This window comes from Streptomyces sp. NBC_01439 (genome assembly GCF_036227605.1).
GTDB lineage: Bacteria > Actinomycetota > Actinomycetes > Streptomycetales > Streptomycetaceae > Streptomyces.
Map to the genome: position 1 here is coordinate 5,079,335 of NZ_CP109487.1, position 13,835 is coordinate 5,093,169.

Annotated in this window: 17 protein-coding genes and 1 tRNA gene; 4 read left to right on the forward strand and 14 right to left on the reverse strand. The window is 71.2% G+C overall.

Annotated features, from left to right (window positions below; translation table 11 throughout):
• The first annotated feature begins 89 nt into the window (after positions 1 to 89).
• Positions 90 to 749, forward strand: coding sequence for a TetR/AcrR family transcriptional regulator (locus OG207_RS22780; protein WP_329100318.1), 660 nt, complete (start codon positions 90 to 92; stop codon positions 747 to 749).
• Here OG207_RS22780 and OG207_RS22785 read toward each other — a convergent pair.
• Together OG207_RS22785 and OG207_RS22790 are read right to left on the reverse strand one after the other, a co-directional pair.
• Positions 739 to 2,364 carry an MDR family MFS transporter gene (locus OG207_RS22785; protein WP_329100320.1) on the reverse strand — a complete coding sequence of 542 codons (1,626 nt, stop codon included), beginning with the start codon at positions 2,362 to 2,364 and terminating at the stop codon, positions 739 to 741. The two genes, OG207_RS22780 and OG207_RS22785, sit on opposite strands and share 11 nt — an antisense overlap.
• A gap of 14 nt (positions 2,365 to 2,378) precedes the next feature.
• Positions 2,379 to 2,771, reverse strand: coding sequence for a MarR family winged helix-turn-helix transcriptional regulator (locus OG207_RS22790; RefSeq protein WP_329107792.1), 393 nt, complete (start codon positions 2,769 to 2,771; stop codon positions 2,379 to 2,381).
• Between the two features lie 254 nt (positions 2,772 to 3,025).
• Between OG207_RS22790 and OG207_RS22795 the strand changes: the two genes are divergently transcribed.
• Complete coding sequence (locus tag OG207_RS22795; protein ID WP_329100322.1) at positions 3,026 to 3,262, forward strand: hypothetical protein; 237 nt, start codon at positions 3,026 to 3,028, stop codon at positions 3,260 to 3,262.
• A 31-nt stretch (positions 3,263 to 3,293) separates the two neighbouring features.
• On the opposite strand, the gene OG207_RS22800 is transcribed toward OG207_RS22795, so the two are convergent.
• The 10 genes from OG207_RS22800 to OG207_RS22845 form a co-directional block, all read right to left on the reverse strand.
• The gene (locus OG207_RS22800; protein WP_329100323.1) at positions 3,294 to 4,106 is read right to left on the reverse strand and encodes a hypothetical protein; all 813 of its coding nucleotides are present in this window, start codon (positions 4,104 to 4,106) and stop codon (positions 3,294 to 3,296) included.
• Between the two features lie 50 nt (positions 4,107 to 4,156).
• Positions 4,157 to 5,008, reverse strand: a complete 852-nt coding sequence (locus OG207_RS22805; protein ID WP_329100325.1) for an RNA polymerase sigma factor SigF — start codon at positions 5,006 to 5,008, stop codon at positions 4,157 to 4,159.
• A gap of 230 nt (positions 5,009 to 5,238) precedes the next feature.
• Positions 5,239 to 6,129, reverse strand: coding sequence for an RNA polymerase sigma factor SigF (locus tag OG207_RS22810; protein WP_329100327.1), 891 nt, complete (start codon positions 6,127 to 6,129; stop codon positions 5,239 to 5,241).
• Between the two features lie 228 nt (positions 6,130 to 6,357).
• Positions 6,358 to 6,519, reverse strand: a complete 162-nt coding sequence (locus OG207_RS22815) for a hypothetical protein (protein WP_167745563.1) — start codon at positions 6,517 to 6,519, stop codon at positions 6,358 to 6,360.
• Positions 6,520 to 6,985: 466 nt separating this feature from the next.
• Positions 6,986 to 7,309 carry a hypothetical protein gene (locus OG207_RS22820; protein WP_329100329.1) on the reverse strand — a complete coding sequence of 108 codons (324 nt, stop codon included), beginning with the start codon at positions 7,307 to 7,309 and terminating at the stop codon, positions 6,986 to 6,988.
• A gap of 75 nt (positions 7,310 to 7,384) precedes the next feature.
• Positions 7,385 to 7,469 (reverse strand) — tRNA-Ser (locus tag OG207_RS22825).
• A gap of 120 nt (positions 7,470 to 7,589) precedes the next feature.
• Positions 7,590 to 8,018, reverse strand: coding sequence for a tRNA adenosine(34) deaminase TadA (tadA, locus tag OG207_RS22830; protein ID WP_329107794.1), 429 nt, complete (start codon positions 8,016 to 8,018; stop codon positions 7,590 to 7,592).
• Between the two features lie 56 nt (positions 8,019 to 8,074).
• The gene (locus tag OG207_RS22835; protein WP_329100331.1) at positions 8,075 to 8,623 is read right to left on the reverse strand and encodes a tRNA adenosine deaminase-associated protein; all 549 of its coding nucleotides are present in this window, start codon (positions 8,621 to 8,623) and stop codon (positions 8,075 to 8,077) included.
• Between the two features lie 274 nt (positions 8,624 to 8,897).
• Positions 8,898 to 9,077: a hypothetical protein gene (locus OG207_RS22840; RefSeq protein WP_030768873.1), complete on the reverse strand. Its 180-nt coding sequence runs from the start codon at positions 9,075 to 9,077 to the stop codon at positions 8,898 to 8,900.
• An 81-nt stretch (positions 9,078 to 9,158) separates the two neighbouring features.
• On the reverse strand, positions 9,159 to 10,151 hold the full coding sequence (locus OG207_RS22845; protein ID WP_329100333.1) for a universal stress protein: 993 nt from the start codon (positions 10,149 to 10,151) through the stop codon (positions 9,159 to 9,161).
• Between the two features lie 164 nt (positions 10,152 to 10,315).
• Between OG207_RS22845 and upp the strand changes: the two genes are divergently transcribed.
• Positions 10,316 to 10,951, forward strand: coding sequence for a uracil phosphoribosyltransferase (gene upp, locus OG207_RS22850; RefSeq protein WP_329100334.1), 636 nt, complete (start codon positions 10,316 to 10,318; stop codon positions 10,949 to 10,951).
• A gap of 105 nt (positions 10,952 to 11,056) precedes the next feature.
• Here the strand turns inward: upp and OG207_RS22855 are convergent, their stop codons facing one another.
• Both OG207_RS22855 and OG207_RS22860 read right to left on the reverse strand, forming a co-directional pair.
• A complete protein-coding gene (locus OG207_RS22855; RefSeq protein WP_329100336.1) occupies positions 11,057 to 11,728 on the reverse strand; it encodes a LytR C-terminal domain-containing protein in 672 nt (223 codons plus the stop codon).
• A gap of 93 nt (positions 11,729 to 11,821) precedes the next feature.
• Positions 11,822 to 12,118 carry a type II toxin-antitoxin system VapB family antitoxin gene (locus OG207_RS22860; protein ID WP_030010424.1) on the reverse strand — a complete coding sequence of 99 codons (297 nt, stop codon included), beginning with the start codon at positions 12,116 to 12,118 and terminating at the stop codon, positions 11,822 to 11,824.
• A gap of 88 nt (positions 12,119 to 12,206) precedes the next feature.
• Between OG207_RS22860 and OG207_RS22865 the strand changes: the two genes are divergently transcribed.
• A complete protein-coding gene (locus tag OG207_RS22865) occupies positions 12,207 to 13,826 on the forward strand; it encodes a helicase HerA-like domain-containing protein (protein WP_329100338.1) in 1,620 nt (539 codons plus the stop codon).
• The last annotated feature ends 9 nt before the right edge of the window (positions 13,827 to 13,835 follow it).

Genomic DNA, 13,835 nt, shown 5'->3' on the forward strand with positions numbered 1-13,835 from the left:
TCCGACCCGATCGGCAGGACACCCCCTAGCATCAAGAGGGCGGATCGGGCATTCCGGACCGATCCGCCTGTCGTGAGGAGGGTGCCTGCATGGTGACCGCGGCCGATCCGGGCGAGACCCGGACCAGTGTGTGGCTGGCCGCCAGGCCTGCCGCACCCGCCCGACGCCGCAGCGACGCACCCTCCGGATTGGACCGCGACCGGATCACCGCCGCCACCGTGCGGCTGCTCGACGCCGACGGGCTGGCCCGGTTCTCGATGCGGCGGCTCGCCGCCGGGCTCGGGGTGACCGCGATGTCCCTGTACTGGTACGTGGACACCAAGCAGGACCTGCTCGAACTCGCCCTCGACCGCGCGTTCGGCGAGCTCAGGTCGCCGACCGCAGCCACGGAGGGTGCGGCGGCGGAGGGCGGCGGGACGGGCTGGCCGGGCCAGCTGCAGGCGCTGGCCCGCGGCTACCGGCGGGTGTTGGCGGACCACACGTGGGTGGCTCCGCTCACCGCCGCGTTCCCGAACATCGGCCCGCACGCGCGGGCCTTCGACGCCGCCCTCCAGCGGCTGTTGGACGCCACCGGCCTGGTGGACGCCGCACGGACCGGCGCCCACCTGGCCGTCTCGCAGTTCCTGCACGGATGCGGCGGGACGGTCCGGCGGGCGCCGGAGGGCGACTTCTGCCTCGCGCTCGACGTCCTGATCGCGGGCATCCAGGCCAAGGCCGCGACGGGTCGGGCACCGACGACTAGGCCTTGATGACGGCCTCGGCGGGGGCCGCCTCGTCGGAGGCCGCGGCCGGGGCGTGGGCCGCCGGCTTCGACTTCAGGGCGACCTCCTTGATGAACACCACCAGGACCAGGCCGAGCAGCGCGAACGGGGCGGCGTAGAGGAAGACGTCGCCGACGCCGTGCCCGTACGCGGACTCGATGACCTCGCGGAACGGCGCGGGCAGCTTGTCCAGGTCGGGGATCCCGCCCCCGGCGGTGCCGCCGTGGCCCAGGGCCGCGGCCTTCGGCCCGAGGGCCGTGAGGCCGTCCTGGACGTAGTGGGTGACCCGGTTGGCCATGACCGCGCCCAGCGCGGAGACGCCCACGGCGCCGCCGAGGGAGCGGAAGAAGGTGACGACCGAGCTGGCTGCGCCCAGGTCCTCGGGGGCTACCTGGTTCTGGGTGGCGAGGACGAGGTTCTGCATCATCATGCCGAGACCGAGGCCGGTCACCGCCATGTAGATCGCGATGTGCCAGTAGGGGGTGTCGTAGCGGAGGGTGCCGAGCAGACCCAGACCGGCCGTCAGCAGGACGCCGCCAGAGACGAGCCAGGCCTTCCACTTGCCGGTCTTGGTGATCACCTGACCGGAAAGGGTGGAGGAGACGAAGAGGCCGGCGATCATCGGAATCGTGAGGATTCCGGACATCGTCGGGGACTCACCGCGGGCCAACTGGAAGAACTGGCTGAAAAACACGGTCCCCGAGAACATCGCGATGCCCACGAACAGGGAGGCCGCCGAGGCCAGGCTGATGGTCTTGTTGCGGAACAGCCGCAGCGGGATGATCGGGTCGCTCGCGCGGGACTCGACGAGGAGGAAGAGCAGGCCGAGCGCGAGCGCACCGCCCGTCATCGCCCAGGTCTGCCAGGAGATCCACTCGTAGGAGTCACCGGCTTGCGTGACCCAGATCAGCAGCAGCGAGACGGCACCGCTGATCAGGAAGGCGCCCAGCCAGTCGACCTTGACGTCGCGGCGCACGACCGGGAGGTGCAGGGTGCGCTGGAGCACGATCAGCGCGATGATCGCGAACGGCACGCCGACGTAGAAGCACCAGCGCCAGCCCAGCCACTCGGTGTCGGTGATGACACCTCCCAGCAGGGGGCCGCCCACGGTGGCGACGGCGAAGACCGCGCCCAAGTAGCCGCTGTACCGGCCGCGCTCGCGCGGGGAGATCATCGCGGCCATCACGATCTGCGCCAGGGCGGACAGGCCGCCGACGCCGATGCCCTGGACCACGCGGCAGGCGATCAACGTGCCGGTGTTCTGGGACATGCCCGCGACCACGGAGCCGAGGACGTAGATCACGAGGGATATCTGGACCAGCAGCTTCTTGCTGAAGAGGTCGGACAGCTTGCCCCACAGCGGGGTGGCGGCCGTCATCGACAGCAGGGCGGCGGTGACCACCCAGGTGTACGAGGACTGGGTGCCGCCGAGGTCGCTGATGATCTGGGGGAGGGCGTTGGAGACGATCGTGGACGACAGGATCGCCACGAACATGCCGAGCATCAGCCCGGACAGCGCCTTCATGATCTGCGGGTGGGTCATGGTCACGGAGGTGTCCGTGGGTACGGGTGGGGTGTCGGTCGTCGTCTCCGACTGGGCCATGTCTTTCCTTACTTCTAGAAGCTCGATCGGAGTCGGGCCAGCAGGGTGTTGAGTACGTCGATGTCCTGGAGGGACCAGTCGTGGAGGACTCTTTCCAGCGAGGCCGTGCAGCGGGCGCCGATTTCGGCGAGGAGCGCCCGGCCGGCCGGGGTGAGCCGCAGGATCCGGCAGCGCCCATCGCCCGGATCGGTCTCCCGCTCGATCCAGCCGCGGTCGGCGATGTGCGTGACGTGCCGGCTGGTCACCGAAATGTCGACCCCCATGAACTCGGTGAGTCGGCTCAGCCGCATCTCCCCGTGCCGGTCGAGCAGGGTGAGGACGACGGCGGCGCCGGGCGGGCAGTCCGGGGGCAGGCTGCGGGCGAGCTCGCGCTTGACCGCGCCGATTGCGGTGAGCTGGCGGGCCAGCTCCGCGTACGGAGCGGTCGTAGCTGCCGGTGTGACCGGGCCTGCTTGAGCGGCCGGGCCCGCCGGTGTGACTGGGCCCGCAGGAGCAGGCGAAGCGGTCGGGGTGCTCTGCGAGGTCGGAGCGGTCTGCACGATCACCGGGTTCCCCCATCTTGTTGCTTGAGGCAACCATAGAAGCGCATGGTTGCTACAGGCAAATGAATCTGGGGAGTGGGGCGGTAAAGGAATCGGAAAACCGGCTAGGGTCCTGCTCCATGGCTGACAACCGCAACTCACAGGTCCCCGAGGGCAACTACGACCCCGCGGGCAGCACGCAGATGTTCAAGGCCTTCGTCGAGGAGGCCGCACCCGCCCGTCAGGCGGGTCCGGGAGCCCGTCAGCAGCGGCGCGCCGAGCAGCAGGCCGGATCCTCGAACTCGACCGCGAAGATCGGACTGATCGTCGCGCTCGTCCTCGTGATCGGCGCGGTCGCCTGGGTGGTCTTGCGCTGACGGCGCCCGGCGCGGGCCGGGGGAGCATGACTCAGTTCCAGGTCGCGGTGACCTTCTGGGTGTCCACGTGCATGCCCAGCGGCACCCGCCAGGACTCCACGCACACCGTGTAGGTCTGCGCCTTCGAGGCTCCGCCCGCCAGGGGTGCCGGCAGGGGCTGGTTCGTGGTGATCGTGGCCCAGTCGACGCCGAGGGCGCCGATGATGTGCGTCGCGAAGCTGACCGTGCCCGAACGGGCCGGGGTGGTTCCGGTGTTGGTGAAGGTCACGGTGACCCGCTCGCACCAGCGGTCGGCCGTGGCCGCCCTGACCGGCGCGGACAGCGTCAGCCGGGCCGGTGTGGACGGCGGCGGGGCCGGCGGTGTCGTCCCGGGCCTGTCGGGCGGGCCCGGCGGGGTGCCCGGCGAGGTCGGCGGGGTCGGCGGGGTCGCCGAACTCGGCACGGTGGGCGTTGTCGGCGTGCCGGGGGTGCCGGGCGACGGTGGGGTCCTGCCCGGCCCTGCGGAAGTGCCGGTGGGGCCTGCGGAGCCGCCGGGGCCGGTGGTCGTGGCTCCGCCCGCGGTGGGGCCGCCCGGGGTTCCGGATCCCGCGGTACCGGTCGACGTACTGGAGGTCGTGGCGGACTGTGCGGCTCCGCCCGCCACGTCCGGGCCGCCGAGCTGCTGGAACTCCACCTGACCCTGCGGTGCCACGTTCTCCCCCGCGCCCCGTTCGGGGCCCGGGGCCGCGGCGCCCACGGCGACATGGCCGTCCCGCGCCGGGCCGCCGCAGCCGGTGAGGCCGGCGGCGGCCGTGCAGCACAGGGCGAGCAGGGTGGTGGCGGCCGCTCGCGATCCCCTTCGCATCGCGCCAGTTTTCCTGACGCATCGTCAATTGGGAAGTGCGAGGCGCCGGGTCACTCCCCGATGAGGCCCACCCGCAGTTGCGCGAGGGTGCGGGTCAGTAGCCGGGAGACGTGCATCTGGGAGATGCCGACCTCCTCGCCGATCTGCGACTGCGTCATGTTCGCGAAGAAGCGCAGCATGATGATCTGCCGCTCCCGGGGCGGGAGTTTGGCGAGCAGCGGCTTCAGGGACTCGCGGTACTCGACACCCTCCAGCGCGGTGTCCTCGTAGCCGAGGCGGTCCGCGAGGGAGCCCTCGCCGCCCTCGTCCTCGGGGGAGGGCGAGTCGAGCGAGGAGGCGGTGTAGGCGTTGCCGACGGCGAGGCCGTCGACGACGTCCTCCTCCGAGACCCCGAGCACGGCGGCGAGTTCCGGCACGGTCGGCGAGCGGTCCAACTTCTGGGCGAGCTCGTCGCTGGCCTTGGTCAGCGCCAGGCGCAGTTCCTGGAGCCGGCGCGGGACGCGGACGGACCAGGAGGTGTCCCGGAAGAACCGCTTGATCTCGCCCACGACGGTCGGCATCGCGAACGTCGGGAACTCGACGCCGCGTTCGCAGTCGAAGCGGTCGATCGCCTTGATCAGGCCGATGGTGCCGACCTGGACGATGTCTTCCATCGGCTCGTTGCGGCTGCGGAATCGGGCGGCTGCGTAGCGCACGAGAGGCAGGTTCAGCTCGATCAGGGTGTCACGTACGTACGCCCGTTCGGGGCTGTCCGCATCCAGGCCGGCGAGCCGCTGGAAGAGGGAGCGGGAGAGGGTGCGGGTGTCGATGGCTTCCGAGCGGTCGGACGCTGCAGGTGCTGTGGGCGCTGGCGCGCTCTTGACGAGCGTGAGCACCTTGGAGCTGCCCTGGTCTACGGACATGCCACCCCCTTGAGGTCGCGGACGGTCGCGTACTGCGCGCCCGTCAGAGGAACGCAGCCTCCACCTGAATACCGGAGGCGGGGCTGCGGCAAACGCGGTTCACGCAGAATGTCACATGTCGGCAACGCGCTGTAGCGCCATGTCGACATATATCTCCAGCGACAGAGTGGAGAAGAAGGCGATCAGCCCGATATGTCGGGATACTTGCGAATGATCTACACTCGTTCCGGTTACGCTTCGATCCTGTTTGCGGATCTCAGTCGGGCGAAGCTCCGGGCGAGGAGTCGGGAGACGTGCATCTGGGAGACGCCGAGTTCCACGCTGATCTGTGACTGCGTCAGGTTGTTGTAGTACCGCAGGAGCAGGATCCGTTGCTCGCGTTCCGGCAGTTGTACGAGGAGGTGGCGGACGAGGTCCCGGTGCTCGACCCCGGCCAGCTCCGGGTCCTCGTAGCCGAGGCGGTCCAGCAGTCCGGGCATGCCGTCGCCCTCCTGGGCGGCTTCCAGGGAGGTCGCGTGGTAGCTGCGCCCGGCCTCGATGCAGGACAGCACCTCGTCCTCGGTGATGCGCAGCCGCTCGGCGATCTCGGCGGTGGTCGGGGTGCGGCCGTGGAGGGTCGTGAGGTCCTCGGTGGCGGCGTTGACCTGGACCCAGAGCTCGTGGAGGCGGCGCGGTACGTGGACGGTGCGGACGTTGTCGCGGAAGTACCGCTTGATCTCGCCCACGACGGTCGGCATCGCGAAGGTCGGGAACTGCACGCCCCGGTCCGGGTCGAACCGGTCGATGGCGTTGATCAGGCCGATGGTGCCGACCTGGACCACGTCCTCCATCGGCTCGTTGCGGCTGCGGAAGCGGGCGGCCGCGTACCGGACGAGCGGGAGGTTGGCCTCGATGAGGGCCCCGCGCACCCGGCTGTGCTCGCTGGTGCCCGGCTGTAGGCCCTTCAGCTGGCCGAAGAGGACCTGGGTGAGCGCCCGGGTGTCCGCGCCCCTGCTCGGCGGTCTCGGCGCGACCGGGGGCTCCTCGGGCGGCTCCTGGCGGGACTCCTGGCGGTGTCCCTGACGGTGTTCCCGCTGGGGCTCCGACTGGGGCGGCACCTGGGGGTCCTGCTGGGGTGGCACTTGAGGCGCAGTACTGGCCGGCACGGTCACGCCACCCCTTCAGTCATCTCATCCATCAAAAGCGGTCATAGCATCACAAGAGATGTGCACTATGTGCAAGCACCGTATATCGCCGTGTTGACGGCAAGTTGGGCATATCAGGGCAATACGCGCAGTGGTGGGTATGCAAAAGCCCCCCACCCGTCGGAGTGGGGGGCCGGAAGTCCGGGAACCGCTTCAGCGTACGGGTCAGCGCACCAGTTCGGTCATGAACTCGCCGATGCCGGAGGCGGCATCCGATATCCCCTGGAAGCCTATTTCCACGATCTCGGCCGCACGCTTCGGCTGGGTGATGATCACGAAGAGGGCGAACACGGTGAGGGCACCCGTGATGAGCTTCTTGGTGTCCACGTGCGGGCGGCCTCCCCAACCGGTCCGAGCAAGTCGGGTGATTCTAACCGGTCAAGATTGGACACTCACCTGTCCTTTAAGGACCAATGGCCCGGTACCCCGGGTCCTTTGCCGCGGAGCGTGCGCCTGCGACGGGCGCAGGATGGGTGTGAGCCCACCGGTTCTGGCAGGAAACCGGTGGGTGAGGGACAGGGCCTCACTGCGGGGTCCGGGCCGCGAGCTTCCCCCTGACCGCGGCCCGGACCGGCAGGTCCGTCCTCGTCGGGGGAAGCGGCTTGTCCCCCGACGCCGCTTCCCCCGTTCCACGTGTCGAAGGTCCCGACTCCGGTCGGGGCCTTCTTCGCGTTGCACCCGTGCGCCCCCGCGCCTGCGTGCGGGGCCGCAGGGGCGTACGGGGGCTCGGGCGCGTTCGGGGGCGTACAGGGGGCGCGCGAGAGGCGTACGGGGGTGGCTCCGGCCCCCGTGGCTACTCCAGGCCGCCGGCCAGGTCGGTGAGGGGCTGTACGGGCGCGATGACGGGGGCCAGGTGGTTGGGCAGCTCCATCAGCGCGTTGAGCTGGTTCGCCCCGGCGCTGAGCTGCGACCCGATCTCCTGGACCGACGTGGGCTGCGCCCCGGCCGGCATCCCCGGGGCGGCGGCCGGCAGGTCCGGGAGGGTGAGGGGGGAGACCGGGGCGGCCGAGGCTGCGGGTGCGGCGAGGCCCGCGGCGGCCCCCGCGAGGGCGATGGCGGCGAGCATGCGCTGGGTCTTGGTCATGCCGTGACAACGGCCGAAGGGGCGGGCGGTCACGCGGGTGTCCTCCGGAGAGGGGATCGGAATACGCCGAGAGCCCCGACCCTTGCGGGGCGGGGCTCTCGATCGAAGCGGTAGTGGAGGGATTTGAACCCCCGATGGGTTGCCCCATACTCGCTTTCGAGGCGAGCTCCTTCGGCCACTCGGACACACTACCGAGATGGATCCTAGCCTAAGGAACCCCATCCGCTGAAATCGGTAGGTCCGGGGGCGTCGCGGCCGGCGTGAGCAGGCCTTTTCCGGGCCCTCGGCTCCGGGCCCCGAGCTGCGGTCCTGCTCAGAGGTCGCGGAAGAAGTCCGTCAGCTGCCGCGCGCACTCGTCGGCCAGGACGCCCCGGACCACCTCGGGACGGTGGTTGAGCCTGCGGTCCCGTACGAGGTCCCACAGCGACCCGGCGGCGCCCGCCTTCTCGTCGTCCGCGCCGTAGACGACCCGGGCGACGCGCGACTGGACGAGCGCGCCCGCGCACATGACGCACGGCTCCAGGGTCACCACGAGGGTGCACCCCGGAAGACGCCACTCTCCGAGTTCGGCGGCCGCCCGGCGCAGTGCCACGACCTCGGCGTGCGCGGTGGGGTCGCCGGTCGCTTCGCGTTCGTTGTACCCGGTGGCGAGGATTTGCCCGTCCGGGCCCAGCACGACGGCGCCGACCGGCACATCGCCGGCCGGCACCGCCAGGGCGGCCTCCTGGAGCGCCAGGCGCATGGAGTCCCGCCACGGGTCCCGTACGGGATCGGGACCGTCGGTGTTCGCAGGGAGCACTAGCGGACGGCCTCCAGGACCTCGGTGGCGCCGAGGGAATCGGCGATCTCCGAGAGCGCGTCCCCGTCCAGGGTCATCAGTTGTTTGTTGGTCACCCCGAGATCATCCAGCAGTCGGGGGTCACCGAGCGGACCGGCTGGTACCGGTTCCGCACCGGTCCCACCCACCTCGTCCTCGTCGGCGTCATCGTCCGCGAACGCGGTGACGGCATCCTCCTCGCCGTCCTCGGTGCCGTCCAGGTCCAGGTCGTCGAGTTCGTCGTCCTCCTCGTCGCTGCCCAGCAGCTCTTTGGTCAGCATCGAGCCGTAGGAGCTGCGGGCGGCCGCGGAGGCGTTCGATACGAAGTACCGCGGGTCCTCCTCGCCGTCCACGCGGACGACGCCGAACCAGGCGTCCTCCTGCTCGATGAGGGCGACCACCGTGTCGTCGTCGACAGCGGCGGACCGGGCGAGATCGATCAGATCACTGAGGGACTCGACGTCGTCGAGTTCCATGTCGCTCGCTTCCCACCCGTCTTCGGTGCGCGCGAGCAGTGCGGCGAAATACACCGTGACTCTCCCACTGGTCTTAGGCGTGCCGGTTGGAGGTCCCCCCGGCCGGAGGTTGGGGCACAGCGGCCGTGCTGCTCGCCGTCCGTACCCCGCCCAATCGGCATCGTGGCAGAAACGGCGGCTTTGCGAGAGGTCTTCCGCGCTTGCGTCGCGCCGCGCCGTGCACCGGCGGGGGCTGTACGGGGTTGCGGCGCGGGGGCGGCGGGGTCGTGGGGAGGGGCGTGGGGCGGGTGGTGCGGCCCGGACGTGTCGCGGCGTGCCGGGGCCCGGATCACCAGCGGAAGGTGCGCATGCGCATCTGCTGGCGCATACGGGCCGCTCGGGCGCGGCGGGGCTGGACGCGATCGCGCAGCTCGCGCGCCTCCATCAGGTCGCGCAGGAACTGCGCGCGGCGTGCTCGGCGCTGCGCCGCGGTCTCCGGCACCTCGTCCTTCGGCTGCCTGTCGGGCATCGGCCACCACCTGGCTGGTCGGTCGTCCCCCCTGCACCCACCTTCCCCCGGACGGCTCGTTTGATGCCACCCCGCCGCAGGTCAGACGTCGTCCTTCAGCGTCGGGACCACCGCCACCGGGCCGTGCGCGTGGTGGAGCACCGCATGGGCCACCGAGCCGATCGCCAGCGACATGGCGGTGCGCCGCGGGTGGTGGCGGCCCACCACGACCAGTGCCGCCGCGCGGGAGGCGATGACCAGCCGGCCCGCCGGGTCCCCGGGCACCGCTGCCTGTTCGACGGGGACGTCGGGAAACCGCTCGCGCAGCGGCGCCAGCCGCTCCGTCTGGGACCGCAGCATCTCCCGTTCGGCCGGTACGCCGTCCCCCTCGTCGGCCAGCCCCTCGGGCGGGATCACGGTGAAGGGGGTGTCGATCACCAGGTTCGGCGAGGGCGGGATGGCGTACGCGGAGACCACCTGGACGGTGGTCCCCCGCACGGCGGCCTCGGTGAACGCGAAGGTCAGTACGTCCTCGGGCGTCTCGGCGGCGTGTAGCCCGAGCACCACCCGCCCGGCCGACTGCTCGGCGCCCGCGCCCGCGTCGGCGTCGCCGGTGGCGTCGCCGGCGGCCTCGGCCTCGGCGTCCGCGGCGCCGCGCTCCGCGTGCGGGACCACGACCACCGGGCACGCGGCCGTGCTGGCCACGGCCCGGCTGCTGGAGCCGAGCAGCAGGCTGGCGAAGCCGCCGTGGCCCCGGGATCCCATCACCAGCATCCGGGCCTGCGAGCCGATCACGCGCAGCGCCTCGGGCACGGAGCCCTCCAGGGCCTCGTACGCGACTCCCTCGGGCAGCCCGGGGCCGCCGGCGCCGAGCAGGGACCGGACCCAGTCGCGCACGGGGTCGGGGATCTCCTCCGGTTCGGAGGCGTCGTGCAGCGAGGCCCGGCGCCCGGCGTACAACTGGGCGTGATCGGGCAGTACATGGGCGACCAGCAGCCCGCAGTCGTGCCGGACGGCCTCCTTCCGCGCCCACTCCAGGGCCCGCAGGCTGTGGTCCGACCCGTCGACGGCCGCGATCACCGGTGTGTTGCTCATCCGTCCAGCCTGCTGGGCGTCCGCGCGGGTCGCATCCGCAGGGACGCGGCGGGCCCGGCCGTCGCTTCGGACGCGATGGAGCCGCGTCAGCGCGTAGCCTTTTGGGTGCAGGTCGCGTCGTGCGACCGTTTTTGCAGGTCGCAGGCTGAGTTTTGGAGGATGTTGTGCGTTTGCAGGTCGTCGATCACCCCTTGGTGGCGCACAAACTCACCACCCTGCGCGACAAGCGCACCGACTCCGCCACCTTCCGGCGGCTCGCCGACGAGCTGGTGACCCTGCTCGCCTACGAGGCCACCCGGGACGTGCGCACGGAGCGGGCCGACATCGAGACCCCGGTCGCCCCGACCACGGGCGTGAAGCTCTCGGCCCCCCGGCCGTTGATCGTCCCGATCCTGCGGGCGGGCCTTGGCATGCTCGACGGCATGGTGCGGCTGCTGCCGACCGCCGAGGTGGGCTTCATGGGCATGGTCCGCAACGAGGAGACCCTGGAGGCCTCCACGTACGCGACGCGCATGCCGGAGGACCTCTCGGGTCGCCAGGTCTACGTCGTCGACCCGATGCTCGCCACCGGCGGCACGCTGGTCGCGGCGATCCAGGAGCTGATCAAGCGCGGCGCCGACGACGTCACGGCCGTGGTGCTGCTGGCCGCGCCCGAGGGCGTCGAGATCATGGAGCGCGAGCTGGCGGGCACGCCGGTGACGGTGGTGACGGCCGCGGTGGACGAGCGGCTCAACGAGCACGGCTACATCGTGCCGGGCCTGGGCGACGCCGGCGACCGGATGTACGGCTCGGCGGAGTAGGACGGCTCGGCGGAGTAGGACGGCGCGGCGGTCCGGTACGTCGGACGTGCGGTCCGGTACGTCGGACGTGCGGTCCGGCGCGTCCGGACCGCCGCCGTCGGCGCGTCAGCAGTTCTTGGGCGCGGGCGCGGGGTTGGCCAGGAGGGCCAGCGCCTTGTCCGCGTCCTCCTTCGTACTCAGCTCCTTGAAGGCGTCGCCCAGGATCAGGTCGACGTCCGCGGTCTCCCGGGTGTCGGTCTGCTGGGTGGTGCCGGCGAGCTGCGTGCCGAGCACGGCGAAGACCGCCTTGTCGGTCGCGGGGGAGCCCAGCAGTATCCCCGTGCCGGGGACCTTCTTGTCGAAGTCGGCCGGGGCGTTGCCCACGTGGCCGATCACGAAGCCGCGTTTGGCCAGCTCGTCACCGACGGCCTTGGCCAGGCCCGCGCGCGGTGTCGCGTTGTAGACGTTGACCGTGATCTCCCCGGGCGGGGGGAGCACGACCGCCGGTTTGGCGGCGGCCGGGGCGGTGGAGGCGGCGCCGGGGCCGCCCTTGGCAGCGGCACCGGGAGGCGTCGTCGGGCAGTCCTTGGCACCCGCAGCCGTGTTCCGTTTGGGGCTGTCGCCCCGGAACACGTCGATGAGCTGCAGGGCCCCGTAGCCGACCAGGGCCAGCGCAAGGATCGAGCCGAGCACGGCGAGGACGATCCGGGTACGGCTCCGCTTACGACTCATACGGGGGTAGGCGGCTCCCGTGACGCGGTACTTTCCGCCCATGCCGGGGGGAGTGAGCATGCTCATGGGCGCAGCGTAGTGCGACCCGGTGTCGATGCCTACTAAATGATCTGCTGATAGGTCAATGGTGACCCGAAAGGCGCAATCCGGGAGAAGTCGTCAGTCCATCTCGAGGACGCGCGCGTGCAGCACCTGGCGCTGCTGGAGGGCGGCGCGCACGGCGCGGTGCAGCCCGTCCTCCAGGTAGAGGTCGCCCCGCCACTTCACGACGTGCGCGAACAGGTCGCCGTAGAAGGTGGAGTCCTCGGCGAGCAGCGTTTCGAGGTCCAGCTGGCCCTTGGTCGTCACGAGCTGGTCGAGCCGGACCGGGCGCGGCGCGACGTCCGCCCACTGCCGGGTGGTTTCCCTGCCGTGGTCCGGGTAGGGCCGTCCGCTTCCGATGCGCTTGAAGATCACACGGAAAGCCTACCGGGCCGGTGCGTGCGGGCGCAGCCTCGTGACGGCGGTGCAAAAGTGACGAACACTGCTATTTGGGGAGTGAATCATGAGCGAGAGCACCGACCCCGCCCCTCCGGCGGACCGGACGGACCCGGCGGGCCCGTCCGCGGAGATCGCCGCCGGGTACGCGTTCACCGGCCCCGCGCTCGACCTCGGGGCCCTCCTCTGGGACGGCGACTGCCTGCCCGACCGTCAGATCCGCATCCCCCTGGCGATGCTGAACCGGCACGGGCTGGTCGCCGGAGCCACCGGAACCGGCAAGACCAAGACGCTCCAGCTCATCGCCGAACAGCTCTCGGCGGGCGGCGTCCCCGTCTTCCTCGCGGACATCAAGGGCGACCTCTCGGGGATCTCGGCGCCCGGGACGGCGGGCGAGCGGATCGACGAACGGGCCCGGGACGTGGCCCAGTCGTGGGAGCCCACCGGATACCCCTGCGCGTTCTACTCGCTGGGCGGGATCGGCCCGGGGGTGCCGCTGCGGTCCACGGTCACCGGCTTCGGCCCGGTGCTGATGTCGAAGGTGCTCCAGCTCAACCAGACCCAGGAGCAGTCCCTCGGCCTGATCTTCCATTACGCCGACACCAAGGGCCTGGAGCTGATCGACCTCAAGGACCTGCGCGCGGTCGTCGCCTTCCTCGTCTCCGACCAGGGCAAACCCGAACTCAAGGGGATCGGTGGCCTGTCCACGGTGACGGCAGGGGTGATCCTGCGGGCGCTCACCGCCTTCGAGCAGCAGGGCGCGTCGGAGTTCTTCGGCGAGCCCGAGTTCGACACCAGCGAGTTCCTGCGGACGGCCGCCGACGGGCGCGGACTGGTCTCCGTACTGGAACTCCCGGCGGCCCAGGACAAGCCGCAGCTCTTTTCCACCTTCCTGATGTGGCTGCTCGCCGACCTCTACGACGACCTGCCGGAGGTCGGCGACCTGGAGAAGCCCAAACTCGTCTTCTTCTTCGACGAGGCGCACCTGCTCTTCAACGGGGCTTCGAAGGCCTTCCTCGCGGCCATCACCCAGACGGTCCGGCTCATCCGCTCCAAGGGCGTCGGCGTCTTCTTCGTCACCCAGACCCCCAAGGACGTGCCGTCGGACGTCCTCGCCCAGCTCGGCAACCGGGTGCAGCACGCGCTGCGCGCCTTCACCCCCGACGACGCCAAGGCGCTGAAGGCGACCGTGAAGACCTTCCCCCGCTCCGCGTACGACCTGGAGGAACTGCTCACCGGGCTGGGGACCGGCGAGGCGGTCGTCACCGTGCTCAGCGAGAACGGCGCCCCCACCCCGGTCGCGGCGACCCGGCTGCGGGCCCCGCAGTCGCTGATGGGGCCGATCGCGGCGGCGGACCTGGAGCAGGCCGTGAAGTCCTCCTTGCTCTGGTCGCGCTACGCGGAGCCGGTCGACCGCGAGTCGGCGTACGAGAAGATCAGCGCCGAACAGGCCGCCGCGGAGGCGCGGGCGGAGGCCGCCGCGGCCGCCGCCGAGGCCGAGAAGCAGGACGAGGAGGCGCAGGAAGCGGCCGCGCGGGCCGCGCGCAGCGCCCCGAAGCCGGATCCCTCGCTGGCCGAGCAGGTGGTGGGGAGCGGGCTGTTCCGCTCGCTGGCCCGGTCGATCGGGACACAGTTGGGCCGGGAGATCTCGCGCTCTATCTTCGGGACGGCGCGCAGGCGCCGGTGACGCGGTGAC

Bases quoted from the DNA above. Each gene is read 5' to 3' on its own strand.
- OG207_RS22780 (WP_329100318.1), top strand. From the start codon at position 90: ATGGTGACCGCGGCCGATCCGGGCGAGACCCGGACCAGTGTGTGGCTG.
- OG207_RS22785 (WP_329100320.1), bottom strand. From the start codon at position 2,364: ATGGCCCAGTCGGAGACGACGACCGACACCCCACCCGTACCCACGGAC.
- OG207_RS22795 (WP_329100322.1), top strand. From the start codon at position 3,026: ATGGCTGACAACCGCAACTCACAGGTCCCCGAGGGCAACTACGACCCC.
- OG207_RS22800 (WP_329100323.1), bottom strand. From the start codon at position 4,106: ATGCGAAGGGGATCGCGAGCGGCCGCCACCACCCTGCTCGCCCTGTGC.
- OG207_RS22805 (WP_329100325.1), bottom strand. From the start codon at position 5,008: ATGTCCGTAGACCAGGGCAGCTCCAAGGTGCTCACGCTCGTCAAGAGC.
- tadA (WP_329107794.1), bottom strand. From the start codon at position 8,018: ATGCGCCTGGCGCTCCAGGAGGCCGCCCTGGCGGTGCCGGCCGGCGAT.
- OG207_RS22840 (WP_030768873.1), bottom strand. From the start codon at position 9,077: ATGCCCGACAGGCAGCCGAAGGACGAGGTGCCGGAGACCGCGGCGCAG.
- OG207_RS22845 (WP_329100333.1), bottom strand. From the start codon at position 10,151: ATGAGCAACACACCGGTGATCGCGGCCGTCGACGGGTCGGACCACAGC.
- OG207_RS22855 (WP_329100336.1), bottom strand. From the start codon at position 11,728: ATGAGCATGCTCACTCCCCCCGGCATGGGCGGAAAGTACCGCGTCACG.
- OG207_RS22865 (WP_329100338.1), top strand. From the start codon at position 12,207: ATGAGCGAGAGCACCGACCCCGCCCCTCCGGCGGACCGGACGGACCCG.